We start from the raw sequence: 23368 nt of genomic DNA on the forward strand, positions 1-23368 counted from the left end.
GAAACTGGAACTCATTTATGCTGGATTTACATGGATATGAAGCCTCCATTTTAAAAGGGGCACTCCTGACGATTGAAGTAGCTGTATTATCGCTGGTTTTGGCCATGGTTTTAGGCATGTTGGGTGCATTAGCCAAGCTCTCTAACTATCGAACACTGCGCTCTGTCGCGACTATTTACACCACGATTATTCGAGGTATCCCAGATTTAGTTCTGATGATGCTGATCTTTTTTGGTGGACAAATTCTCTTAAACAACTCTCTCTATTCGATCAACGAATGGTTAAATAATTGGTTCGCTTCCAGTGACCCAAATCATGAATGGACTTCCTACTTACCAGATTATATTGACGTCAGCCCGTTTTCGGCTGGGGTTTTGACTATTGGTTTTATCTTTGGCGCCTATATGGCAGAAACTTTTCGTGGCGCCATTATGGCGGTGGATAAAGGGGAACTTGAAGCCGGCAAAGCTTATGGCATGAGTGGGTTTCTGGCCTTTCGCCGTATTTTGCTGCCGCAAATGATTCGTCACGCACTGCCTGGTTTTGGTAACAATTGGCTTGTGTTGCTCAAAACGACGGCTTTGGTCTCCATTATTGGCCTTGAAGATATGGTCCGTATTAGCTCTTTGGCTGCGGGTTCAACCAAGATGCCATTTACCTTTTATATGACGGTTGCCGTGATCTTCTTATTTTTTACCAGTGTATCGACGGGGCTACTTAAACTTGTTGAACGCAAATTTACGATTCACACGAGGTAGGAAACGATGGACTTTTCATTAATAGTTGAAAGCTTTCCTGTCTATTTAAGCGGTTTATGGACCACTGTCTGGCTGGTGGGCTTATCGTTATTGATTGGTATTTTTGTCGCGATCCCTCTTGCCTTAGCCCGCAATAGTCACTTTTTGTTATTACGCTGGCCTAGCTGGGCATTTATTTACTTTTTCCGTGGTACGCCTTTATTGGTGCAACTTTATTTAATCTATTACGGAATGGATCAGTTCTTTCCAGTCAAAGATACGCTCTGGGAAAACGCTTGGTTTTGCGCGCTGGTTTCTTTTGTATTGAATACAGCGGCTTATACTGCGGAAATTATCCGCGGGGCGATCAATGGGTTGCCGCGTGGAGAAGTCGAAGCGGCCAAAGCTTATGGCATGAGTTATTGGCAAACAATGCGTCGTATCGTTTTGCCTAGTGCACTACGCCGTGCGTTGCCTGCCTACAGTAATGAAGTGATTTTTATGCTTCACGGCAGTGCGGTTGCGGGAATCATTACCATCATGGATCTCACAGGGGCAGCGCGATTGGTGAATTCGCGCTATTACGCGCCGTTTGAATCATTTTTGACCGCGGGGCTATTTTATATGGGACTGACGTTCATTATTTTGTGGGTGTTTAAAAATGCAGAAAAACGTTTCCTCGCTTATTTAAAGCCGCGCAGTTAGTCTTCGTTGCAAATTAAAAAGGGCCTTGAAGGCCCTTTTTTCATTGAAGTCATGATTTAGATTATTGAGCAAATACACTCCAAATCGGCGCGTGGTCAGAAGGTTTCTCAATGCCTCGTAACTCGTAATCAATACCCGCTTGTTGGCACTTTTTCGCAAGGGAAGGGGTCGCTAATATCACATCGATCCGTAAGCCACGGTTATCATCAAAGCCACGAGAGCGATAATCAAACCATGAGAATTGGTCATCAACGCTTGGGTGCAAATTACGAAACGTATCTTCAAACCCCCAATCTAGTAGGTTTTTTAGCCATTCACGTTCTTCGGGCTGGAAAGAACATTTCCCAGTTTTCAGCCAGCGTTTGCGGTTGACTTCACCAATACCAATGTCTAAATCAATGGGGCTGATATTAATATCTCCCATTACGATAACTTGCTCGTCTTTGCTGTGGTATTGATTGAGATAGCCCATAAGGTCTTTATAAAATTGGCGCTTATAAGGGAATTTGGTCTCGTGGTGGATATTATCCCCCTGCGGAAAATAGCCATTGAGCACGGTAATTTTCTCGCCATTATCATCCTCAAACGTCGCCATGATCATGCGCTTTTGGTGTTCTTCAGTGTCGGTAGGAAAGCCTTTTTGCACTGTAATGGGTGTCTTTTTACACAGCATCGCCACGCCGTAATGCGCTTTTTGACCATGAAAATACACTTCATAGCCCATCGCTTTGACATCTTCCAGAGGAAATGCGTCATCGTGAACTTTGATCTCTTGTAGGCCAATAACATCCGGTTGATGTTTATCAATCAGTGCCTGTAATTGATGAAGGCGTGCTCGTAACCCGTTGATATTAAAACTAATGACTTTCATATTCTTTACTTTCCGTTATAAGCTTTGATTTGTGAAGATTTAATTATCTTTCGAAACTAATAGAGACCCGTGACTTTTTGAACGAACACATAATTAAACCAACAGTTTATCGTTTCGCTAATCTGATCACCAGTCGATAAGTATGTCTAATTAGTGGGTGAGGGTTCATTGCTCACCCTCCAATTCACTGTTATTACGAACTCCGGTGATAGACGACTTCCTCTTCATTCTTGTCATGATAAACGCTTATGTTAAAAATCTTAACAACCCTTTGATTTCAATGATCTACCATCAAGCTCTCAGTAGTACTGAGACACTAATTATTTGTACACCAAATAAAACAGAGGATGCTAGTTATGACAGAACATTTAGATGACATGTTGCCGCCCGTTGAATATATCAATGACGACTACAAAGGCTCAGGTAAGCTAACTGGCAAACGCGTTTTAATCACTGGTGGGGATAGCGGTATCGGACGAGCGGTGGCTTTACACATGGCGCGTGAAGGCGCAAAAGTCGCTATCGTTTATCATTCTGATGACGAGAGCGCTCGTGAGACACAAAAAGGCATTGAGGCCGAAGGTGCAGACGCTCTTATTTTGCAAGGGGACACCGCAAGTAGTGCGAGTTGCAAGCAGGCTGTGGAGGCGGTTGTTGCACAATGGGGCGGTGTTGATGTATTGGTCAACAATGCGGGTATGCAAAAACCGTATAACGATTTAACAGCAGTCAGTGATGAAGATTGGCAACAGCATTTTGACATCAATATGGCAGGTATTTTTTATGTCACTCGAGCGGCGTTAGAGCATATGAAGGAAGGCGACAGTATCATTAATACAACATCGGTGAACGCGTATGTCGGAAATGATGTATTAGTCCCTTATACGGCGACCAAAGGCGCTATCGTCAGTTATACTCGAGCGTTATCAAAGCAGCTATTGAATCGTGGTATTCGAGTCAACCAAGTGGCTCCAGGGCCTGTGGCGACAGAAATCCAAGAAGTCTTTAAAGATTTTGATAAAGACATTTTAGAATCAATGTCCTCGCCAATGGGACGTATAGGTCAGCCTCGTGAAATGGGGCCTGCGTATGTTTTTCTCGCGTGCCAAGATAGCAGTTTCATGACTGGGCAGACGTTACACCTCAATGGTGGGATGATCACTAACGGTTAAAATGTAGATGTTTGTATCTGCAGTTACTCAACTCCGAGGTCTAGCGCCACGTGAGAGAGTCAGTAAAACCAACACTGATAGTGCTGACGCTATCAGTGTTTTTCAGAAAACGGTAACCGCTAAGAGTATTTAGCACTTTTCTTGAAGTTGGTTCATGACTCTTCTAAGCGTCGGGTAGTTCCCTTGTTTTACTTGACTCACCCATACTTCACACTGCCCATAATCTCCTCGATATTCCCAAGTACCATCAAAACTGCGTCCCCCATCAATCATACTTTTAACCTCAGATTTGCTTTGATTGTTCAGCGATAAGCATTGTGTTGGGCCGCATCCCCAATAACGCATTTGTCCTGATGAATTACGGAACGTTTTGATGAACATTAAACCGCCCTCTGTGTAGTAATTAAAAGAATACGCGGTGGTCGTCATCAATAGCGATGAAGCAAAGAGTAAAGCCGTTAGGTATTTGTTTGGTTTCATTGTCACTAGCCCTTTTTCGTAGTTCATGAGCGTAAAGACTAGTCGATATATCAGCTTGGTATTGGCATCTAAGATGGGAGTTTTTTAGCGTGTTATAGGACTATTTCATCAGCCCTATGGTCTACGGATGGTTTTTAAACAAGAAATTGGAAACGCGTTGGTAATCTCTACGCCATCACTGAAATAATACAAAAGTTTAACTTTAGATTGATAATTAGTCGCAATATGGTGTAATAACTCTAACCAAGTTTGCAAAAAGGGATGTAGCATGCGAACCTTGTCTGTTCAATGGAAAATTATATTACTATCAGGCGCTTGCCTATTAATTACCTCTCTCTCGCTGATCGGATTTTCAGTATACAATGCGATAAGTAATCAACAAATAATCAAAACCAACAGTTCTCAGTCCGTAAAGCAAAAGTCTGAACAATTGGTGCAAACCACGGCGTTACTCAATGCCACCGAAATTTCTGAATACCTTAATGAAGCCCTGTATCGCGCCGAAATGCTAGCGGATGCGGCTTTGTTTCAAAAAACGAATTCCGAAGATAACTTTGGTGACAGTGAGACTCTGCGAACGGCACTTAATGACATTGTGAAAAACGCGGTCAGAAAATTTGACACCATTCAAGGTGCTTACATGGTGTTCAGACCCGATGAGCTTGACAGTGAAGATGCAAATTATGTGAGCGCCGAGTATGTAGGGTCGAATGAGACAGGGCGATTTGCACCGTATTGGCGTCATTCACAGAACGATGAAGTTGAAGCGCATGTATTGTCTGAGAGTGAACTATCTGATGGCAGTAATAGTGAGCGTTTTTATTGCCCATTAATTCGCAATACGACGTGCGTTAGTACACCACGTATCGTCGAGCAAGGAGATAGCCGCTATCTAACAACGTCTATCTCTGTGCCCATCATGCGCGACTACCTCGCCATGGGCTATTTTGGTATTGATCTTCGACTTGATACATTAACCGAGCTTGCTCAATCTTCTGATGCCAACCTCTTTGATGGGCAAGGCAAAATGAATATTGTCAGCCTCGATGGTTCGCTGATTGCCAGTGATGATCCTAATGCGGATATAGGTCAACCGTTTTCAAGTGACAATATCACGAATGATGATTTGGTCGACCTGTTATACGGCCAAGAGGTCATCACTCAATGGAGCGAAAATAATCAATGGCTGATGGTGTTTGCACCAATTACCATCGGCAACCAAAATTGGGGGATTTTGTTTGAAATGCCACGCTCTAGCGTACTGGCAGATGCAAATTCTCTTGATGTATTGATTGGCGAGCAAGTCTCTAAAGGTGTGACGACCGAAGTCTTCGCTGGCGGTATATTCGTTCTCATTGGCTTGGTGGTGATTGGATTTATGGCGGTTAGGCTCGTGAAACCCATTAAGCAAGTCGCGTTACGCTTGGAAGATATTGCTTCTGGAGAGGGGGATCTAACTCAGAGGCTTGATATCAAAAGCCAAGATGAAATTGGCCAGTTGGCATCAGGATTCAATGCTTTTCTGGATAAGCTTCAAGTCATCATTCGTGAAGTTGTCAACAACACCTATATGGTGGCTAGTACCACAGAGCAATCGTCGGTTGCTGCGCAACTTACGCGGCAAAGCAGTGATTCTCAGTTTAAGGAAGTTGATCTGGTCGCTACGGCGTCTGAAGAAATGACCCAAACTGCTACGTTAGTTGTTGAAAACGCAGGCAATGCTGTGAACGCCGCGCAAAAGGCTAATGAATCTGCGATGACAGGGCAAAAAGTGATTGAGCAGTCTGAATTGGAAATGCGCCGCCTGGTTGAAACCATGGATGCCGCGATTCCAATTGTTCAAGAACTTGCCAAAAGCAACGACAATATTACTGAGATGCTGAAAATGATCGAGGAAATCTCTGAGCAAACTAACTTGCTAGCGTTGAATGCTGCCATTGAAGCCGCTCGAGCGGGTGAGCAAGGTAGAGGCTTTGCGGTGGTAGCCGATGAAGTACGTAATCTCGCCAAGCGTACACAAGATTCAGTCGGAGATATTCGCCATGTGATTGAGCAGGTCCATACCGGCACTAACGACGTGGTCAATGTGATTCATGAAAGTAACGCGCTAGCCAATAATTCAGCAAGCCAAGTAAAAGTTGCCGTGGATGAGCTGCAACATGTATTTACGTCAATTGCTGCCATTACAGATATGAATACGCAAATATCAAAGGCAGCAGAAGAGCAGCAATCTGTGTCCACTGAGGTCAATTTGAGTGTGTCGAATATTCGTGACTTGAGTGCGCAAATTCTCTCTCAGGCGGAAGAGTCAGAAACGGTCAGTGGACAAATTAGTACCTTATCAGAGAAACAAAAGCAGTTAGTGAATCAATTTAAAGTGTGATGAGTCAGTGATTTGATAGAAAAGCCGCATTATGCGGCTTTTTTACATTGCGGTTGCTACGCGGAGGACGCTTAAAGCTCGTCCATGTACCAATATCCTTTATTGACTAATGTGTTTAATAGTTGCCAATGTTCTGCAGCCGGAGCTTGGGGAAGGTGGTGACGATTGTAATGCTCCAAGTTACACAGTAATGATAACTGAGACTGGATCTCTTCTGAAACGTCAAAGCGTTCACCGTTAATGTAGGCAACGGTTGGATGCGTGTCGTGATACAAGGTTTTTAATCCAGCGACCTTGTGCAGCTCTGAACCCTGAAATAGGTACTGCTGTATTTCTTGTTCACTCGACTCATCCTCTTCAGGAACAATATTTAACATATGACGTGATTGACTGAGCATGGAGCCCACAAATTTTCGCAGCAAGTCATCATCTTCGGTGGCCGCTTTGAGCATTGTGGTCAGCTTGGCTAAATGCTCTTGCTTGATCTCCCCAAAGCTTTGCTGTGCCTTCATGTCGGGTGCGTGTAAGTGAACATCACCAAGATCGTGCGCTAATACATAATCCGCAAAATTACTGAGTAGCTCCTGTTCTTTAGGTGAGCGGTAACCTATTGAATAGCTGAGGCTAGGGGTAAGTGTGTGACCCTCGTGGGGGAAACCGGCTGGAATGTAGAGAATGTCACCGGGCTCTAGCACATCGTCAATTTCTGCCTCAAACGATTTGATTTGTTTTAATGCATTGGCTTTAATGGTTTCTTGGTACTGACCCATGTCTTTAGGACCAACGCGCCAGCGACGCTGACCTTGTCCTTGAATAATGAATACATCATATTGATCAATGTGTGGGCCGACTCCGCCTTGTGGCGCGCTAAAACATACCATGACATCATCAAACAGCCATTGAGGAAGCTGCTTGAATGGCTCAACGAGTTGCGCCGCGCCTGGGTGCCAATGGTTCGCTGCTTGAACAACCAGTTGCCAGTGCGACTCGGCTAACTCACCAAAAAAGGACTCGTCAAAGGGGCCATGTTCGATCTTCCAGTTATGATTGTGATTAGAAATAAAGCGTGAATCAATTTCTTCTTCCAACGATAATCCGGCGAGCTCTTCCGCCGAAATCGGGTCCTCAAAGTTTGAAAAACCTTGACGAAGAATCGTTGGCTTTTTCTGCCAATAGTCGAGCATGAACTGCTCGAAGTTAAAGTTGAATTGATACATTTACTCTTGTTCCTGTATGAGTTTTTTTTCTAAGTCAGATTTTACGATATTGATTGCTGACAAAGCGGTATTGGTTGGAATGTCATTGGACTCGAGTAAATAGATAAGGTCGACCGCGAGTTTGATATCGTCTGGTGCGTTATCAAGGCTATTTGACGCACCGGTATTTGAAGTGGTTTTACAAGACATAACTACTGATTTCGTTCTCGATAGGTGATTTGATTTTCTAATTTTAGTTTAGCGGCTTGGCAACGTTTTAGACGCTGTTCTGTGGCAAGAAGCACTTGCTGGGCTTCTTGTTGCTGCCCCAACGAGCTATGGTTGAGCAAATATTCTTTTTCCATCACCATATCTTTTAAGCGTCGTTCCCATTCCTGATGCTGGGCAAGCTCTTGATATAATTTGTTTATGGGCTTTCTATAGTAGCTGCTGTGCTTAGGTTCACTCTTACGAATGGATGTTGTTGCAAGTTCTCGTTGGATCGCCCCAATTTGAGCGACCAGTCGCTCGGTAAGAAATTCAGCCCGTTCGGCGGTAAGAAGGTTGTTCTGGCTTTCACGTAGAATGGAGTCGTAGGTCGAGCGTGCTTCTTGAACACAGGGTGTTAACAGCCGAGCTTGACCTCGAAAAAGCCGTTCATCAAATAGCGGTAAATGATGTTCCCCTCGTTGTCTGTCAAGGGCAGCAGCTTGAATATCAAGCTGTTCTAACGTGTTCTTGAGCTGACTAAATTGACTCATAAATTGACAATCCATGCTTCATAAGCGAGTTTTATCGCCAAAATGCTCACAACAGTAATAAATACTGGGCGAATAAATTTCGCGCCAAATCGAATGGCTGAGTGCGCGCCGACAAAAGCGCCTGCCATTAAACATACGCCCATTGTTAAGCCTAGCATCCAATTAATATGGCCAAGAAGAGCGAAAGTCACCAAGGAGGTAAAATTACTGGTGAAATTCATGGCTTTGGATAAACCAGATGCCAAAAGAATATTGAGCTTATAGAGAGCCATGGAACTCACTGTCCAAAAAGCGCCTGTACCGGGGCCGGCTAATCCATCATAAAAGCCAATACTCAAGCCTTGAGCGTATTGTTTTTTATGAAATTTAGCACATTGCGGCGGTAGCACATTCGCGGCATTATGCGGCGTTTTATGAAAAATCGTATAGATAGCAGCGGCTAAGATAATTAACGGCAGGATCTTCTCGAGCCAGTCAGTGCTGATTGCATCAACAAACAGTGTGCCGAGCGTGGCACCAATCAATGTGGATATAAAAGCACGATACCAGCAACGAGGGTCGAATAATTTTTTACGATAATAAGTAAATGCTGCCGTTGAGGATGCAAACGTTGCCGCGAGCTTATTCGTTCCCAACGCGAGGTGAGGAGGAAGTCCCATGGATAATAGGGTAGGAACGGTTAACATTCCGCCGCCACCTGCGACGGCATCAATAAATCCAGCAATAAAGGCGACCAGTGCCAGCACCAACAGCAGTGTTGGCTCAAACATCTCCATAAATGTACTTCTATCTATTCTTTTTCAGTGAGTGGCATCGTGAGATAAACGTGAAAATTTGAGTCATTACTCACACAAAGGTTCAATATAGCAGCTAGTACTCGATATTTCGCTTGAATGGCGGCAGGGAGTCTAACAGTGCTTTACCGTATCTTTTACTGATAAGACGCCTGTCGAGGACGATGACTCTACCAGAATCTCTCTCTTTTCGCAGTAACCTACCGACAGATTGGATTAATTTTTTACTCGCTTCAGGCACAGCGATTTGCATAAATGGATTTCCACCTTTGGCCTGAATATATTCTGAGTGCGCTTGTTCGACCGGTGAAGTGGGTACTCCAAACGGTATTTTAGTGATAATCAGGTTTTCAAGTAGCTCTCCGGGTAAATCGAGGCCTTCAGAAAAGCTTCCTGTCCCAAATAGAATGCTGGTTTTGTGAATTTTTATAAGTTTTTTATGTTTATTGATAATTTCTTGGCGAGAAGATTCACCCTGAAGTTGTAAAGACCAGCCTTTTTTTGTGAATAGCATCGACAGTGCCTGCGCGGTTTTATTCATTTGCCAGTACGAGGCAAACAGCACCAAATTGGCTTTTCCTTCTTCTATTAGCTCAGGAAGTCGTTCAATGAGATGGTCAGTAAATTCGGGCATTTGTGGTTCGTACTGCATTTTGGGAATGTACAGCTCGGCTTGGTTTGGGTAGTCAAACGGTGAGGCTAGGGCGAGGAACTGAACGCCATCTTCCGCTTTATCACTGATGCCGGCTTGGCGACAGAAGAAGCTAAAGGAATTGAGTGCGCGAATGGTTGCGGAGGTTAATACTGCGCCAACGCAGCGACTCCAGAGTTGTTGGTCAAGTTGCCATCCAACTTCAAGTGGCGATACGTTGACAATAAAGTCACCTTCGCGTTCATCGCTCAATTCTAGCCACCTTGCAAGGGGGGCCCCCTTTTCTGGCTGTGGCTGAGCCATAAGTTGCCACACTTGTGCAAGGTTTTCCGTCCGTTGAATGTAAAATCCCAGCTCTGCTAATGCAGGTTCTGCAAGGCGATTTGCGATTTCGCCGTCCTTAACCCTCTCCGCAATAAGATCAGCGATTTTTGCCACTGATTGCGCGAGCTTATTTGACAGCTGCTTTAATTGCTTTGCTTCTTCTTCGAGCCAGGTGGGTAGTTCACCATGCTCAAAGCGATACGACTTATCGACAAATTGTGCTGGGTCAAAGCGTTTGGCGAGTTGACTCAGTGCTGGGATAAGTTCTTGCGCCGAATTTTGTAACTCGTTACGAAATCGGGCGACACGTTTTTCATCAGCCAGATTAGAGAATTTAGAAACGGATTGGTTGAGCTTTTCTAGCCAACTTGCCGCGCCTTTTAGGCTCGCGGCAGCAGACGAATGGTCACGAGCAACTTGAGGAAGATGGTGAGCTTCATCAAAGACATAAATAGTATTGTCAGGTTCGGGGAGTATCACGCCGCCACCTAAGCTTAAGTCTGACATCACGAGGCTATGATTGGCGATAATTACATCGACCTTATCCAGCTCAGAACGTGCCTTTTGAAAAGGGCATCCTCGGTGAGCTTGCATTGAGCCATTGCAGCTGTGCTTGTCACTGACCATCATTTGCCAAAGTTCATTACTGATAGGCTTTGGCCAAGAGTCTCGATCGCCGTCCCATTTACCTTCGGCAAGTTTCTCGTACATGGTTTTGAGCAAATCAATATCTTTCGCTTTCGGCTTGGTTTCAAACATCGCCATTTGACCGCCATCGACACCACTCGCCGCTGCTAATTTTTCTGCGCAGCAATAACGTTGGCGTCCTTTAGCAAGAATAAAGCTAAATTCAAAATCGGTGAGCCTTCTATATAGAGGCAGATCTTTATTGATGAGCTGTTCTTGTAATGCCACCGTGGCGGTAGAGATCACCACTTTGCGGTTATTGAAGCGAGCCACCGGGATGACCGACATCAAATAGGACAGCGATTTTCCAATGCCTGTTCCCGCTTCCGCCACCATGATGCGATTTGATTTGTGGTAACTGCCACACAATGTTTTGGTTATTTCCGCAACAAGATAGTTTTGTGCTCGACGAGGAATAAAGTTATCCAATTGATGTTGAAGGTTTTGATAACTTGTACGAATCGCTTTTTGAACTTTGCTGGTGGTCATGACGGGCCCTTTGAGTGAGTCGCGCGATGTTAGCACAGTTTGCTAAAACGTACCTAGCTCACGAAATAGAATCCTTTTCTTACAAACGGAGATCAACTTCACAAAAAAAAACTGAACCTTTAACAAGAGGGATTAATTTTAGTTTGTGAAAAATATATATCTCCAAAAAGTGGATTCTTGTGTTTAAATTGTCTTTAAAATGAAATTTTATCTATTTTATCAGGATTATATTCTGATGTTGTTTTTTGTGGTAGTTGCTGAATAAACTTTAGGGTTGGTTAGATATTGCTCTAAAAAAACACTAATTTATATGTAAGCTATTGATAATTAGATGTTTATTTATTTTTTATTATCTTTTTTTACAACATTTGACAGTTAGATGAATATTCTGCAATCTTAGCTGCAGATTTGTTGAGGCTGGTTCATAGGAGTTAACTCTCTGAGCCAACTTCAAAAAACAAAAAAGGGAACCGGATAAGGAATTCCCATATTAAGAAAAGGCAGTGGATTAAATTATGAAAAAAACACTATTAGCTATGGTTGTTGCAGCAACAGCCGCTGGTTCTGTTAATGCAGCAGAAATCTATAAAGGCGATGACGCAACAGTTGATTTTTACGGTCAACTTCGTCAACTAGTTACTCTATCTGACGTTGATAACGAAGATGACCTACGTATCGACAAAAGCTCGTCTCGTTGGGGTGTTAAAGTAGGTTACGACATCAACGAAGAATTTACTGCTGTTGGTAAAGCAGAAGTTTACGTTGAAGACTCAGGCCTTCGTCAACACTATGTAGGTTTTTCTTCTGACACATACGGTACTTTGACAGTTGGTCAACACCTACCGTTCTACGATGATGTTTACGGCGCTATCTACAACTGGCAGTTTGACTACACTCCATACCAAAATGGTTTGGGCGATACTTTCTGGCAAAAAAGCTCAATTGCTTACAGCTTAGAGAAAGACAACTTCTGGCTAAAAACTTCTCACAACCTATCTGAAAATGACGAAGACGCTCAAATGTCAGAACTTTTTGTAGGTACTTCTTTCGGTGATGTTTCTGTACACGTTGGTGGTGCTTATCAATCAGATAAAACTGGTCTAGATGGTTCAGACAGTTCTTCTGCTGTTAAGAAAGTTTCTAATGACTTTGATTCAACGTACGTTGAAGCGACTGCAGAATACGCGCTGTCTAATGGTGTTGTAGGTATTACTTACGCGTACAACAAAGCGGACGCTAACGATATTGATGCAACTCTTGAATCTGACAGCATCCACCTTGGTGGTAAATTCAAAGTAGCAGAGAAGACTTCTGTATACGCTCAGTACCAGTACTTTGATTTCGATCAAGATATCGACTCAACTACTAACGTAATGGTTGGTGCAGACTATCGTTTCTCTAGCTGGGCTGTTGCTTTCGTTGAATACAACTTCAACTCTCAAGAAGGTGAAGAAGACGCGAACAATGTTGCTCTAGGTGGACGTGTTTACTGGTAATCTACGCCTTTATTGATAGAATCAAAGCCCAGCATTTGCTGGGCTTTTTAGTAGGAGAAAATAAAATGTCTGTTTCTGGTTTTAAGTTTATCAATCAAACCATTCTCACTGGTTGTCTTTTTATCACTTCAACAGCGTACGCTTCTGTAACGTTGAATGTTCCTGAAGAAATAGACTTAAATGTAGTTAATCTTGAAAAAGCAGATGTGCAAGGTAGCCTTTTTGACTCAACAAAAACGATAGAATTACCTAATGGCACCAATCAAATCGCGTTCCGTTATATCAAGACATTTCTTTATCGAGAATCTAGCGAGAAAGTACATAGCCCTCTGATTGTCATGAAGTTTGATGCAAGTAATCAGGTTCTCGACTTTAAATTGCCAGAAGCTCGAGACGCGAATATGGCAGAGAAGCAGGTTAAAGGCTTTAATTGGACGTTATTGGACAGCAACACTGACCAAGCAATTGATGCTGTGGCTGATGAAGTTAAAGTAACGGGTGTCGTATTCGGTAAAGATTTTTTAGATGAAGTCGAGAGTTACAATAAAAAAGGTGGGAAAGCCGCTGTAGGTTTAACTTATGTAACGATTGATAATGGCCAGAACCAACCTTCGGTAACGCCGAAAACGCCAGTGAATAACCCTAGTGCTCAACCTCAATCTAAGCCTCAGGTTCAGAGTCTGAGTGCGCTGCAGCAGCAATATCTAAAAATGTCACAACAAGATCGCAAAGCCTTCTTGCAATGGGCTGTTTCTCAGTAGTTAGCCATTAATTGTATTTTTAATGCCAGTCATACACGACTGGCGTTTTGCTTTTCAGCGCTCTAGCATCTGTTGAGGCTTTTCTAATGCAGACGCGATGGCGTTGACCAGTTTGGTAATATGGTGCTTTTCACTAATAAAAGGTGGCATCATATAGATGAGTTTTCCAAACGGACGTATCCAAACCCCTTGCTCGACAAAGTGTTGCTGAATGACTTGCATATTGACTTTGTGATGCAGTTCCACCACACCTATCGCACCTAACCAGCGTGTTTCTTTCACTGCTTCAAAATGCTCAAGCGACGGTAAGGCCTCGCTAAACCAGGTTTCAATGTTTTTGGTTTGTATCTGCCATTGATTATTTTGCAAGATCGCCAAACTTTCCGATGCCACGGCGCAGGCTAAGGGGTTACCCATAAACGTGGGGCCATGCATAAAACATCCTGCTTCGCCTGAACAAACCGTATTGGCAACTTCTGAGGTGGTCAGTGTCGCGGCAAGCGTCATATAACCACCTGTCAGGGCTTTTCCAACACACATGATGTCGGGATTGATACCTGCATGCTCACAGGCAAACATCTTGCCAGTGCGGCCAAACCCAGTTGCAATCTCGTCAATGATGAGTAGCACCCCGTATTGATCGCAAAGCTCTCTTACTCGTTTTAAATAATTCGGATGATAAATGCGCATCCCTCCTGCACCTTGCACTATCGGTTCTAAGATGACAGCCGCGATATGAGAATGATATTGGGCAAGTTGGTGGCGAAAGTCATCGATGTCTTGTTTGTTCCAATCTTGGTTAAAACCAATGCTGGGTGATTTTGCAAATAGGTGCTTAGGAAGAAAACCTTTGTAGATCTTATGCATCGAATTATCAGGATCGGTCACCGACATGGCGGCAAAAGTATCGCCATGATAGCCATGTTTTAGCGTAAGAAACTGGCTCCGGTTTTCACCTTTTGCATGCCAATACTGCAGTGCCATTTTTAGCGCTACTTCGACCGAAACCGAGCCTGAGTCAGCCAGAAATACGTGCTTTAAGTTGCAAGGTGTAAGGGAGAGGAGAGACTTGCACAAACTAATAGCAGGCTCATGGGTGAGCCCGCCAAACATCACATGTGACATGCGCTCAATTTGCTGATGCGCAGCAGCGTTAAGACGAGGATGGTTATAACCATGAATCGCAGACCACCAAGACGACATGCCGTCGATTAACTGTTCTCCACTTTCTAACTCAATTTCGACGCCTGAGGCGCCTATTACAGGATAACAGGGCAGTGGCTCAAGGGTCGAGGTGTATGGGTGCCAGATATGCTGGCGGTCAAAATCTAAATTCATGGTTATTTTGTGACCTTGTGTAAACTTATTTATTTTTACAGTGTTGACAGTTTATCGTTCGGAGATAGACTAGCCAAGAAAATTCGCAAGAAATATAAGGAATTACTGTGGAAGTACGTCACAATTGGACCTCTGAGCAAGTCAAAAAATTAATGGCAATGCCTTTTATGGATTTGTTGTTTGAAGCTCAACAAGTGCATCGCCATTTTCATCGCCACAACTACGTACAAGTCAGTACCTTACTTTCTATTAAAACCGGAGCCTGTCCGGAAGATTGTAAGTATTGCCCCCAAAGTGCGCGTTACACGACGGAGATTGAAAAAGAACGTTTAATGGATGTTGAGCGTGTACTTGACGCCGCGAAAAAGGCTAAAAGCGCCGGTTCAACGCGCTTTTGCATGGGAGCCGCTTGGAAAAATCCTAAGCAGCGAGACATGCCCTATCTCAAGGAGATGATCAAAGGCGTTAAAGGGATGGGTTTGGAGACTTGCATGACCCTGGGTATGCTCTCTTCTGAGCAAGCTGCTGAGCTCGCGGATGCAGGCCTTGATTACTACAATCACAACCTTGATACTTCGCCTGAGTTCTACGGTAACATCATCACCACTCGGACATACCAAGATCGACTCGACACGTTATCTCATGTGAGAGAGGCCGGAATGAAAATTTGTTCTGGAGGCATAATTGGCATGGGAGAAAGTGACCATGACCGTGCGGGGCTATTGATGGAGTTGGCGAATCTTCCTGTTCACCCGGAAAGTGTACCGATTAACATGTTGGTCAAAGTAAAAGGTACGCCACTGGAAAAGGTGGATGATGTCGAGCCGTTTGATTTTATTCGCTTAATTGCTATTGCGCGAATTATGATGCCAAAATCCGCAGTCAGGCTGTCAGCTGGGCGCGAAAATATGAATGAGCAAATGCAGACTTTATGCTTTATGGCAGGCGCTAACTCTATTTTCTATGGCTGTAAATTGCTAACCACCCCAAACCCTTCAGAAGATAAAGACATGCAGTTATTTAAAAAGCTGGGTGTTAACACACATCAAGTTGCGCAAAAGCCGGATGAAATTCAAGAAAGTGAACTTCTCGACCAAGTTGTGAGTCAAGTGGCAGCACGTCCTACCAAAGACGATTTGTTTTATGATGCAAGCGTTTAGAACCCGTATCCGCTCGCAGCTTGAGCAGCGGAGAGAAAATCAATTAAATCGTCAGCTCAATGTAGTGACTCGTGGAAATCAACTGATGATTGAACAACATGGTGATCTCTGGGTTAATTTTTCTAGCAACAATTATTTAGGGCTGGCCAATGATTCATCGTTAATTGAGGCGTGGCAAAATGGGCTCACTTTGTTTGGTGCGGGTAGCAGTGCTTCTTCTTTGGTCACAGGCTTTTCAACTCCGCACCTTATGTTAGAGCACCAATTGTGTGACTGGTTAGGTTACGAGCGTGCTATTTTGTTTAATTCTGGCTTCAGTGCTAATCAAGCGATGCTGTTTACTTTACTCGAGAAGGGGGACCGCTTGCTGCAAGATAAGCTCAATCATGCTTCACTGATTGAAGCCGGTATGCTTTCTTCTGCGTCCATGACGCGCTTTAAACATAATGATGTGCAGGATTTAAACCGTAAACTGCACCGCGAAAATACGCCGGCGTTTATCGTTACAGAAGGCGTGTTTAGTATGGATGGCGATTGCGCGCCACTGTCCGACATCGCGTTGCAAATTCGTGACGGCGACTTATGGGCTGTGGATGATGCTCATGGTCTAGGCGTCATGGAAGGCGAGGGGCGTGGAAGCTGTGCAGCCGCTCAAGTGAAGCCAGATTTATTGATTGCAACGTTTGGAAAAGCGCTTGGAATGAGCGGTGCAGCCATCATGTGTAATGCTGAGTTAGGGGAGTATCTGACTCAGTGCGCGCGCCATCACGTCTATTCTACAGCGATGCCCCCAGCACAAGCTTACGCTCTATCACATGCCATTACCCTAGTTCAAACCCAGCAGTGGCGACGTGATCGTCTCGAGGAACTCAGTGCGCACTTTCATCACCGATTTCGCCAGTTTTCGGGATGTGTTGAAACGACAACTCCCATAAAACCAGTCATTTTAGGTGACGCTGAGTCGGCCCTCAATTGTGCACAATTTATGCGAGAAAATGGTCAATGGGTGAGTGCTATTCGCCCGCCCACGGTTGCGAAAGGTACCGCTCGAATACGCATCACCTTAACAGCACTTCATCAACCAACACATATCGATGCTTTGGCTGAAAAGTTTGAACAATGGATGGACGTTTATCATGGGTAATCCAGCAAAAATACTGCCGGCCTCTATGGGTAACAAAGAAGCGATCAGTGAAGCATTTGATAAAGCCGCGATGACGTATGATCGTCATGCTCAGTTTCAGCGCGATGTCGGTCATCGACTACTGGATTATCTGCCACAAGATTTAACGGGTAAAACGGTCCTCGATCTTGGCTGTGGCACCGGCTATTTTGCCAAGATTTTTCAGCAGCGTGGCGCCAACGTGGTGTGTGTTGACATGGCACCAAAGATGCTTGAGTTTGCTCGAGAACGCTGTGGTGACAAAGGCATGCAATATTTCGTGATGGATGCAGAACGGCTAAGTTTGAACGATGAAACGATAGATTATGTTTTCTCAAGCCTTGCATTGCAGTGGTGCTCTGATTTGTCCTATCCGTTTCAACATATTCGCCGAGTGTTGAAGCCTAATGGCAAAGCGCTGTTTTCGACTTTGCTCAAAGGGTCTTTGTTTGAGTTAAGTCGAGCTTGGTCAAAAGTTGATGAGTATCAACACGTCAACGATTTTGTGTCTAACATTCAGGTAAAAATTGCGTTAGCTCAAGCTCAGTGTGATCGCTATCACTTAGACTTTCCCATTATGACGATTTGGTATCCATCCGCATTTTCTTTAATGCATGATTTGAAGGGAATAGGCGCCAATCATGTCGTCGGTCGCTCGCAGGGGCTCACTGGTCGAAGTGCACTGCTTGCTGTTGAAAAAGCGTATAAAGAGTTTGAATCAAGTGATGGGCGAGTGCCTGCCACTTACCACGTATGTTTAGGGGTGATACATCGATGATAGATGCATTATTTGTTGCAGGTACGGATACAGATGTAGGAAAAACCGTCGCATCAAAGGCTATCCTTCAAGCCTTGGCGGCAAAAGATCTTAAAACAATTGGGTTTAAGCCAGTTGCTGCAGGCAGTGAATTCATTGAAGGTGAGATGAAAAATTCCGATGCGTTGCACTTACAATCGGTAGCGACGGTTGCTCGTGATTATAAGCAGGTCAACCCTTACACATTGGCGCTTCCAACATCACCACATATTGCGGCGCGTTATGAACACGAGATAATCGATTTTGACGTATTGAGTACCACATTAAGTGAGCACAAAGCCGCTGCCGATGTTGTGTTGGTTGAAGGGGCGGGAGGCTGGCGAGTCCCTGTTTCTGAGGATGAATATTTATCAACTTGGGTCCAAAAAGAACAGCTTCCGGTTATTCTTGTGGTTGGAATCAAACTGGGTTGTTTGAACCATGCTCTGCTAACTGCTGAAGCGATTGAAGCCGATGGGTTGACCATTGCTGGCTGGGTTGCTAATCGAATTAACCCAGGGACAGAACATTACGCAGAGATTATCAGTATGCTAGAGAAAAAGTTGCCGGCCCCTAAAATCGGAGAAATTCCTTATGTGCCAAGCGCCAAACGTAAAGAGTTAGGGCGCTTTATTGATATTAGCAAATTGATGTAATGCAAAAAAAGAGCTGCCAAATGGCAGCTCTTTTTAACGGCTTGGATTCTGTTATTTTTCGAGGTTGAATCCTAATAAAGCATGGTGCGACTCTGTCATAGTTTGATGAGACGGTTGGGGGTCTGAGAGTCCCAGTTGCTTTTTCGCTTCTTCTTCACTTAAGCCTAGGTGGCAGCACAGTAAATCTATCGCCATCTGATAGTTGTTTTGTTCTACCATGATACATTCCTTTTATTACCTGATTCTGTCTACAAAATCGACTATACCCGTTTTCAAAGGACTCACAATAAGACCAAAGTCTAATTCAATGCAAAGCGGTCGCTTTGGCGTTAGATAACTAATTGGTGTCAGTAAATAAATGTTGCAATTTATCGCTTAACCTTGTTTTAAAAAAACTTAGACTATATCTATAGAAGAAGTCTAAATAAGGTTAACAACCCGTTAATCTGAGATGTTTTATACCTAGTTCCCTTTGGAGTGGAAGAATGAAACGAGTTTTGCTGTTTTTAGCGACGAACCTAGCCGTGGTGTTCGTGCTGAGTATTGTTTTAAATATTGTCTACGCGACAACAGGCCTTCAGCCTGGAAGTCTCTCCGGTCTATTAGTTATGGCAGCGCTCTTTGGATTTGGTGGTTCATTCATTTCATTATTGATGTCCAAGAGCATGGCTTTACGCTCTGTTGGAGGGATGGTCATTGAAAGTCCACGCAACGAAACTGAGCACTGGCTAGTGCAAACCGTGTCTCGTCAAGCTCAACAAGCGGGTATTGGTATGCCGACTGTCGCTATTTATGATTCACCAGATATCAACGCTTTTGCCACCGGCGCCAAGCGAGATGACTCGTTAGTTGCCGTCTCTAGCGGGCTGCTGCATAACATGACTCGTGATGAGGCAGAAGCGGTCCTTGCCCATGAGGTCAGTCATATTGCTAATGGTGACATGGTAACGATGACGCTGTTACAGGGTGTGGTGAATACTTTTGTTATCTTTTTATCACGTGTGGTTGCTAATTTGGTGGCATCGAATAATCGTGATGAAGAAGGGGGCGGCACGAATTGGATGGTGTATTTTGCGATTTCAACAGTGTTGGAGTTGGTGTTTGGCTTCCTAGCGAGCTTCATCACAATGTGGTATAGCCGTCATCGGGAATTCCACGCTGATGCCGGATCTGCGCAATTGGTCGGTAAGCAAAAAATGATCGCAGCGCTCGAGCGATTAAAGATGAGCCAAGAGTCTCAGCTCGAAGGATCGATGATGGCGTTCGGTATTAACGGTAAGCGTTCTCTCACTGAACTTCTTATGAGCCACCCGCCCTTAGATAAACGCATCCAAGCGTTAAGAAATCTTTAGTAACATTTAATTAACTGAAAAGGCTTGGTTTTTACCAAGCCTTTTTTGATCCAGCTACCAATTATTTACGTAACAGATAAAAGTAACGAGAGTTAATCAGAGGGCGCTTGTCGTCCTTTGGTTTATCTCCTAGAGTCTTTGATAGTTGTACGTAGTTTATTTTTGTACAAGGTGGTAAGCATGGATATTAATGCCGTTGGTGACGTTTATAAACAGCTGAACAAGCATAATTTGGCTTCTCTAGAAACGGTATATCACCAAAATGTCATCTTTGAAGACGCCGCTCATCGTTTAGAAGGTTGGCAAAATTTGGCGCAGTATTTCACAACGTTGTATAAAAATGTCGAGCATTGCCAATTTGATATCAAAGAACAACATCAAGTCGGTGAAGATGGCTTTCTGACATGGACCATGGAACTTCAGCATCCTAAGTTGAAATCCGGTCAATTAATACGAGTTAAAGGTATTAGCCATATGAAGTTCCAAGATGGCAGGGTGATTTATCATCGGGATTATTTTGACCTAGGAGAGATGTTGTACGAACACTTGCCCGTTCTGGGTAAGGTCATCAAGGTGATCAAAGCGAGGTTAGGCCAATGAATCATGTTGTGATAACCGGAGCGACGTCGGGCATCGGTTGGCAGTTAGCTCGAGACTATGCTCAGCAGGGGTGGAGGGTGACTGCCTGCGGTCGCAATCAAGAGGCGCTTCATCAACTTGAGCAGTTCTCACCTCAAATCAAGTCGTTGCAATGTGATTTAACTCAACGCCAGCAGGTGATCGATTCGTTTTCTCACATTGACCCCAAGCCAAATTTATGGATTTTTAACGCCGGTGATTGTGAATATCTCGACGAAGGGATCGTCGATAGCCTGTTAATCGAGCGGGTCTTTTCAATTAACTTTCTCGGCCTCACTTACTGCCTTGAAGCGGCTCAGCCTCATTTTTATGCCGGCGTACAAGTGGGCGTCGTCGGCTCTATTGCCAGTGAATTAGCGTTACCTCGGGCTGGCGCTTATGGCGCCTCAAAAGCCGCCGTCAGTTATCTGGTTCGCTCTTTAAAGCTTGATTGGCAACCAAAAGGCATCCAAGTGTCGCTGATTTTTCCCGGATTCGTTAAAACGCCGCTCACCGATAAAAACGACTTTGACATGCCAATGATGATATCGGTCGAACAGGCTTCTCAATCGATACGTGTTGGTTTAGCTAAGGGGAAAGAAACCATCTACTTTCCTCGTCGTTTTACCGGTTTATTGCGCGTCATGACACTTTTGCCTTATCGCCTACAGCACGGATTAATTAACAAACTAATGGGCTCGAATAAATAAGGATAACAAGATGAGAATTGCCATTATAGGTTCGGGGATTTCAGGTCTCACATGCGGTTACTACTTACATAAGCGGCATCAGGTCACTGTGTTCGAAGCGGGGTCTTACGTTGGAGGACATACTGCGACCATTGATGTAGAGCATAAAGGGCAGCAGTATGCGGTCGACACCGGATTTATTGTGTACAACGATAAAACTTACCCCCATTTTATTGCTTTGATGGATGAGATTGGTGTTTCTGGAAAAGCCACAGAAATGAGTTTTAGTGTCACTAATGCCAAGCACGGGCTCGAATACAATGGCCATACCATTACGACATTATTTGCTCAAAAGCGGAATTGGCTCAACCCTAAATTCTATTCATTTATTTATGAAATTCTGCGCTTTAATAAATTGGCTAAACAAGCGACAAAAGACAACGACCACCACCAGACACTAGGCGCTTTTTTAGCGACGCATAAGTTCAGTGACTATTTTTGCGAAAACTACATTTTACCTATGGGAGCCGCGATTTGGTCATCCACGCTGGCCGATATGCGCGCTTTTCCGTTGCACTTTTTTACTCGATTTTTTCTCAACCATGGCTTGCTTGATATCGTCGACCGACCCCAATGGCGAGTGATTGAGGGTGGTTCACGAAACTACATCGGTCCGCTAACACAAGGCTTTTCCGATAATATTCGATTGAATTCTCCGGTGGATCGCGTGTGGCGTGACAATGTTGGCGTGCATATTGAAAGTAAAGGAAAGATAGAACACTTCGATGACGTTATCTTTGCATGTCATAGTGATCAAGCTTTAGGGTTATTGCAGGATGCATCGAATAACGAGAGGAACGTGCTTTCGCAGCTTAAGTATCAGAAAAATGAGGTAATTCTTCATAAAGATCAAGCGCTGTTGCCAAAACGCAAGGCCGCTTGGGCTGCATGGAATTATCGAATGTCGGGGAGCGAGGACGAATTTGATTCGAAACCAACGCTGACATACAACATGAATATATTGCAACATATTGATGCACCAGTGACCTTTTGTGTATCACTCAACAGTCGCCAGGCGATTGATGAAAGTAAGATTATTGCTGAATTTAGTTATGATCACCCCGTGTTTACGCAGCAGACACTCGATGCCCAACAGCAACGAGAAAAAATTAACGGACATCATGGGACTTGGTTCTGTGGCGCCTATTGGTATAACGGATTTCATGAAGATGGGGTTCGAAGTGCGCTAGATGTCGTACGTGAAATAGAACAAAAAGCCGTGACGCTGGATCACAAAGGAGCGGCTTGATGCAACACTCAGATGAAGCTGAAAGTTGGATAATGGATGGCAGTGTACGTCACAGAAGATTTATCCCGGTAGAGCATCAACTCAATGTGCCGCTGTTTATGCCATGCATCGATTTAGACCAAATAGATACCTTAGAGAAGCAAGTTTGGGGCTTTGGTCGTCGATGGTGGCATTGGGCACGATTCCGGCGAGAAGATTACGTGGGAGAAGGCGATCTTAAACAAGCGGTGCTGGACAAAGTGACCGATTTAACAGGAGAAACGTTTCAAGGCCGTGTCAAAGCCGTTATACATTTACGCTACTTGGGGTTGTATTTTAGTCCCGTCAATTTTTATTATGTTTACGATCACGAAGAAAATTGGCGCTACCTACTCGCGGAAGTGAGTAATACACCTTGGAACGAGCGGCACTATTACGTGGTACCGGCAGAGAAAGCCGATAATTTTATCCATGGCAAAGCATTTCACGTGTCGCCATTTAACCCTATCGATCAGCAGTACCAATGGCGTGTAAAACCATTATCTCTCGGTGTTAAGGTTCATTTGAGCTGCCAGCGTGGAGAAAAGCAGTTTGATGCGACTTTATCGATGAAGCCACATGCTTTTACCTCCAAAAATTTAATCAAAAAGCTGGTCAGAACGCCGCTCATGGCACTAAAAGTTGTCACTGGTATTTATTGGCATGCGTTAAAACTATGGGTTAAAGGTGCTCCGGTGTATTCACACCCCGGTTCGAATGATGATTCAAGCGCTGAGCAGAAAAAGAATAAGCAATAGGAGA

Annotated in this window: 24 protein-coding genes; 15 read left to right on the forward strand and 9 right to left on the reverse strand. The window is 44.2% G+C overall.

All coding sequences use genetic code 11. The features are described 5' to 3' along the window. The first annotated feature begins 17 nt into the window (after positions 1 to 17). Together M1D72_RS13135 and M1D72_RS13140 are read left to right on the forward strand one after the other, a co-directional pair. Positions 18 to 758 (forward strand): ABC transporter permease, encoded by a 741-nt coding sequence (locus tag M1D72_RS13135; protein ID WP_390190336.1) that lies wholly within the window; start codon positions 18 to 20, stop codon positions 756 to 758. A gap of 6 nt (positions 759 to 764) precedes the next feature. Further along, positions 765 to 1442: an ABC transporter permease gene (locus tag M1D72_RS13140; RefSeq protein WP_456297170.1), complete on the forward strand. Its 678-nt coding sequence runs from the start codon at positions 765 to 767 to the stop codon at positions 1440 to 1442. Positions 1443 to 1503: 61 nt separating this feature from the next. Here M1D72_RS13140 and xthA read toward each other — a convergent pair whose 3' ends face one another. After that, positions 1504 to 2313 (reverse strand): exodeoxyribonuclease III, encoded by an 810-nt coding sequence (gene xthA, locus M1D72_RS13145; RefSeq protein WP_456297171.1) that lies wholly within the window; start codon positions 2311 to 2313, stop codon positions 1504 to 1506. Between the two features lie 356 nt (positions 2314 to 2669). Between xthA and M1D72_RS13150 the strand changes: the two genes are divergently transcribed. Further along, positions 2670 to 3485, forward strand: a complete 816-nt coding sequence (locus M1D72_RS13150) for an SDR family oxidoreductase (protein ID WP_456297172.1) — start codon at positions 2670 to 2672, stop codon at positions 3483 to 3485. A 129-nt stretch (positions 3486 to 3614) separates the two neighbouring features. On the opposite strand, the gene M1D72_RS13155 is transcribed toward M1D72_RS13150, so the two are convergent. After that, on the reverse strand, positions 3615 to 3965 hold the full coding sequence (locus M1D72_RS13155; RefSeq protein ID WP_456297173.1) for a hypothetical protein: 351 nt from the start codon (positions 3963 to 3965) through the stop codon (positions 3615 to 3617). 268 nt (positions 3966 to 4233) lie between these two features. Here M1D72_RS13155 and M1D72_RS13160 point away from each other — a divergent pair, with 268 nt between their 5' ends. After that, a complete protein-coding gene (locus tag M1D72_RS13160; protein ID WP_456297174.1) occupies positions 4234 to 6348 on the forward strand; it encodes a methyl-accepting chemotaxis protein in 2115 nt (704 codons plus the stop codon). A gap of 71 nt (positions 6349 to 6419) precedes the next feature. On the opposite strand, the gene M1D72_RS13165 is transcribed toward M1D72_RS13160, so the two are convergent. From M1D72_RS13165 to dinG, 5 genes are all read right to left on the reverse strand, one after another. Beyond that, positions 6420 to 7565, reverse strand: coding sequence for a ribosomal protein uL16 3-hydroxylase (locus tag M1D72_RS13165; RefSeq protein ID WP_456297175.1), 1146 nt, complete (start codon positions 7563 to 7565; stop codon positions 6420 to 6422). Then, entirely contained in the window at positions 7566 to 7754 is a 189-nt protein-coding gene (gene rsmS, locus M1D72_RS13170) for a pleiotropic regulatory protein RsmS (RefSeq protein WP_456297176.1), read from the reverse strand. A 2-nt stretch (positions 7755 to 7756) separates the two neighbouring features. Continuing rightward, a complete protein-coding gene (gene priC / locus M1D72_RS13175) occupies positions 7757 to 8305 on the reverse strand; it encodes a primosomal replication protein PriC (protein WP_456297177.1) in 549 nt (182 codons plus the stop codon). Further along, entirely contained in the window at positions 8302 to 9081 is a 780-nt protein-coding gene (locus M1D72_RS13180; protein ID WP_390190325.1) for a sulfite exporter TauE/SafE family protein, read from the reverse strand. The genes priC and M1D72_RS13180 overlap by 4 nt, the downstream gene beginning before the upstream one ends. A 94-nt stretch (positions 9082 to 9175) precedes the next feature. Beyond that, positions 9176 to 11251 (reverse strand): ATP-dependent DNA helicase DinG, encoded by a 2076-nt coding sequence (gene dinG, locus M1D72_RS13185; protein WP_456297178.1) that lies wholly within the window; start codon positions 11249 to 11251, stop codon positions 9176 to 9178. A gap of 515 nt (positions 11252 to 11766) precedes the next feature. On the opposite strand from dinG, the gene M1D72_RS13190 reads away from it, so the two are divergent. Both M1D72_RS13190 and M1D72_RS13195 read left to right on the forward strand, forming a co-directional pair. Continuing rightward, a complete protein-coding gene (locus M1D72_RS13190; protein ID WP_456297179.1) occupies positions 11767 to 12747 on the forward strand; it encodes a porin in 981 nt (326 codons plus the stop codon). Between the two features lie 65 nt (positions 12748 to 12812). Then, positions 12813 to 13508 (forward strand): YccT family protein, encoded by a 696-nt coding sequence (locus M1D72_RS13195; protein WP_456297180.1) that lies wholly within the window; start codon positions 12813 to 12815, stop codon positions 13506 to 13508. A 54-nt stretch (positions 13509 to 13562) separates the two neighbouring features. Here the strand turns inward: M1D72_RS13195 and bioA are convergent, their stop codons facing one another. Continuing rightward, a complete protein-coding gene (gene bioA / locus M1D72_RS13200) occupies positions 13563 to 14846 on the reverse strand; it encodes an adenosylmethionine--8-amino-7-oxononanoate transaminase (protein ID WP_456297181.1) in 1284 nt (427 codons plus the stop codon). A gap of 107 nt (positions 14847 to 14953) precedes the next feature. Here bioA and bioB point away from each other — a divergent pair, with 107 nt between their 5' ends. Genes bioB through bioD form a run of 4 tightly spaced genes read left to right on the forward strand, consistent with a single transcriptional unit; the run spans position 14954 to position 18620 of the window. Then, entirely contained in the window at positions 14954 to 16006 is a 1053-nt protein-coding gene (gene bioB, locus M1D72_RS13205) for a biotin synthase BioB (RefSeq protein WP_456297182.1), read from the forward strand. Further along, complete coding sequence (locus tag M1D72_RS13210) at positions 15993 to 17150, forward strand: 8-amino-7-oxononanoate synthase (protein ID WP_456297390.1); 1158 nt, start codon at positions 15993 to 15995, stop codon at positions 17148 to 17150. The genes bioB and M1D72_RS13210 overlap by 14 nt, the downstream gene beginning before the upstream one ends. Next, positions 17143 to 17946: a malonyl-ACP O-methyltransferase BioC gene (gene bioC / locus M1D72_RS13215; protein WP_456297183.1), complete on the forward strand. Its 804-nt coding sequence runs from the start codon at positions 17143 to 17145 to the stop codon at positions 17944 to 17946. Before M1D72_RS13210 ends, bioC begins: the two co-directional genes overlap by 8 nt. Continuing rightward, complete coding sequence (gene bioD, locus M1D72_RS13220) at positions 17922 to 18620, forward strand: dethiobiotin synthase (protein WP_390190315.1); 699 nt, start codon at positions 17922 to 17924, stop codon at positions 18618 to 18620. Before bioC ends, bioD begins: the two co-directional genes overlap by 25 nt. Before the next feature lie 51 nt (positions 18621 to 18671). On the opposite strand, the gene M1D72_RS13225 is transcribed toward bioD, so the two are convergent. Further along, a complete protein-coding gene (locus tag M1D72_RS13225; RefSeq protein ID WP_456297184.1) occupies positions 18672 to 18839 on the reverse strand; it encodes a hypothetical protein in 168 nt (55 codons plus the stop codon). A 266-nt stretch (positions 18840 to 19105) separates the two neighbouring features. Between M1D72_RS13225 and htpX the strand changes: the two genes are divergently transcribed. From htpX to M1D72_RS13250, 5 genes are all read left to right on the forward strand, one after another. Further along, positions 19106 to 19972 (forward strand): protease HtpX, encoded by an 867-nt coding sequence (gene htpX / locus M1D72_RS13230; RefSeq protein ID WP_390190311.1) that lies wholly within the window; start codon positions 19106 to 19108, stop codon positions 19970 to 19972. A 180-nt stretch (positions 19973 to 20152) separates the two neighbouring features. Then, a complete protein-coding gene (locus M1D72_RS13235; RefSeq protein ID WP_456297185.1) occupies positions 20153 to 20572 on the forward strand; it encodes a nuclear transport factor 2 family protein in 420 nt (139 codons plus the stop codon). Beyond that, entirely contained in the window at positions 20569 to 21300 is a 732-nt protein-coding gene (locus M1D72_RS13240; RefSeq protein WP_456297186.1) for an SDR family NAD(P)-dependent oxidoreductase, read from the forward strand. The genes M1D72_RS13235 and M1D72_RS13240 overlap by 4 nt, the downstream gene beginning before the upstream one ends. Before the next feature lie 10 nt (positions 21301 to 21310). Next, positions 21311 to 22588: an NAD(P)/FAD-dependent oxidoreductase gene (locus tag M1D72_RS13245; protein WP_456297187.1), complete on the forward strand. Its 1278-nt coding sequence runs from the start codon at positions 21311 to 21313 to the stop codon at positions 22586 to 22588. Then, positions 22588 to 23364 carry a DUF1365 domain-containing protein gene (locus tag M1D72_RS13250; protein ID WP_456297188.1) on the forward strand — a complete coding sequence of 259 codons (777 nt, stop codon included), beginning with the start codon at positions 22588 to 22590 and terminating at the stop codon, positions 23362 to 23364. Before M1D72_RS13245 ends, M1D72_RS13250 begins: the two co-directional genes overlap by 1 nt. The last annotated feature ends 4 nt before the right edge of the window (positions 23365 to 23368 follow it).

It is taken from the genome of Vibrio sp. AK197, assembly GCF_053903115.1.

Excerpts from the sequence above, each read along its gene's own strand:
- M1D72_RS13225 (WP_456297184.1), bottom strand. The coding sequence starts at position 18,839 with ATGGTAGAACAAAACAACTATCAGATGGCGATAGATTTACTGTGCTGC.
- M1D72_RS13235 (WP_456297185.1), top strand. The coding sequence starts at position 20,153 with ATGGATATTAATGCCGTTGGTGACGTTTATAAACAGCTGAACAAGCAT.
- M1D72_RS13190 (WP_456297179.1), top strand. The coding sequence starts at position 11,767 with ATGAAAAAAACACTATTAGCTATGGTTGTTGCAGCAACAGCCGCTGGT.
- M1D72_RS13150 (WP_456297172.1), top strand. The coding sequence starts at position 2,670 with ATGACAGAACATTTAGATGACATGTTGCCGCCCGTTGAATATATCAAT.
- M1D72_RS13240 (WP_456297186.1), top strand. The coding sequence starts at position 20,569 with ATGAATCATGTTGTGATAACCGGAGCGACGTCGGGCATCGGTTGGCAG.
- bioC (WP_456297183.1), top strand. The coding sequence starts at position 17,143 with ATGGGTAATCCAGCAAAAATACTGCCGGCCTCTATGGGTAACAAAGAA.
- M1D72_RS13245 (WP_456297187.1), top strand. The coding sequence starts at position 21,311 with ATGAGAATTGCCATTATAGGTTCGGGGATTTCAGGTCTCACATGCGGT.
- htpX (WP_390190311.1), top strand. The coding sequence starts at position 19,106 with ATGAAACGAGTTTTGCTGTTTTTAGCGACGAACCTAGCCGTGGTGTTC.
- M1D72_RS13140 (WP_456297170.1), top strand. The coding sequence starts at position 765 with ATGGACTTTTCATTAATAGTTGAAAGCTTTCCTGTCTATTTAAGCGGT.
- bioA (WP_456297181.1), bottom strand. The coding sequence starts at position 14,846 with ATGAATTTAGATTTTGACCGCCAGCATATCTGGCACCCATACACCTCG.
- M1D72_RS13180 (WP_390190325.1), bottom strand. The coding sequence starts at position 9,081 with ATGGAGATGTTTGAGCCAACACTGCTGTTGGTGCTGGCACTGGTCGCC.
- rsmS (WP_456297176.1), bottom strand. The coding sequence starts at position 7,754 with ATGTCTTGTAAAACCACTTCAAATACCGGTGCGTCAAATAGCCTTGAT.
- M1D72_RS13250 (WP_456297188.1), top strand. The coding sequence starts at position 22,588 with ATGCAACACTCAGATGAAGCTGAAAGTTGGATAATGGATGGCAGTGTA.
- bioD (WP_390190315.1), top strand. The coding sequence starts at position 17,922 with ATGTTTAGGGGTGATACATCGATGATAGATGCATTATTTGTTGCAGGT.
- M1D72_RS13135 (WP_390190336.1), top strand. The coding sequence starts at position 18 with ATGCTGGATTTACATGGATATGAAGCCTCCATTTTAAAAGGGGCACTC.
- M1D72_RS13155 (WP_456297173.1), bottom strand. The coding sequence starts at position 3,965 with ATGAAACCAAACAAATACCTAACGGCTTTACTCTTTGCTTCATCGCTA.
- priC (WP_456297177.1), bottom strand. The coding sequence starts at position 8,305 with ATGAGTCAATTTAGTCAGCTCAAGAACACGTTAGAACAGCTTGATATT.
- dinG (WP_456297178.1), bottom strand. The coding sequence starts at position 11,251 with ATGACCACCAGCAAAGTTCAAAAAGCGATTCGTACAAGTTATCAAAAC.
- M1D72_RS13160 (WP_456297174.1), top strand. The coding sequence starts at position 4,234 with ATGCGAACCTTGTCTGTTCAATGGAAAATTATATTACTATCAGGCGCT.
- M1D72_RS13195 (WP_456297180.1), top strand. The coding sequence starts at position 12,813 with ATGTCTGTTTCTGGTTTTAAGTTTATCAATCAAACCATTCTCACTGGT.
- xthA (WP_456297171.1), bottom strand. The coding sequence starts at position 2,313 with ATGAAAGTCATTAGTTTTAATATCAACGGGTTACGAGCACGCCTTCAT.
- M1D72_RS13210 (WP_456297390.1), top strand. The coding sequence starts at position 15,993 with ATGCAAGCGTTTAGAACCCGTATCCGCTCGCAGCTTGAGCAGCGGAGA.
- M1D72_RS13165 (WP_456297175.1), bottom strand. The coding sequence starts at position 7,565 with ATGTATCAATTCAACTTTAACTTCGAGCAGTTCATGCTCGACTATTGG.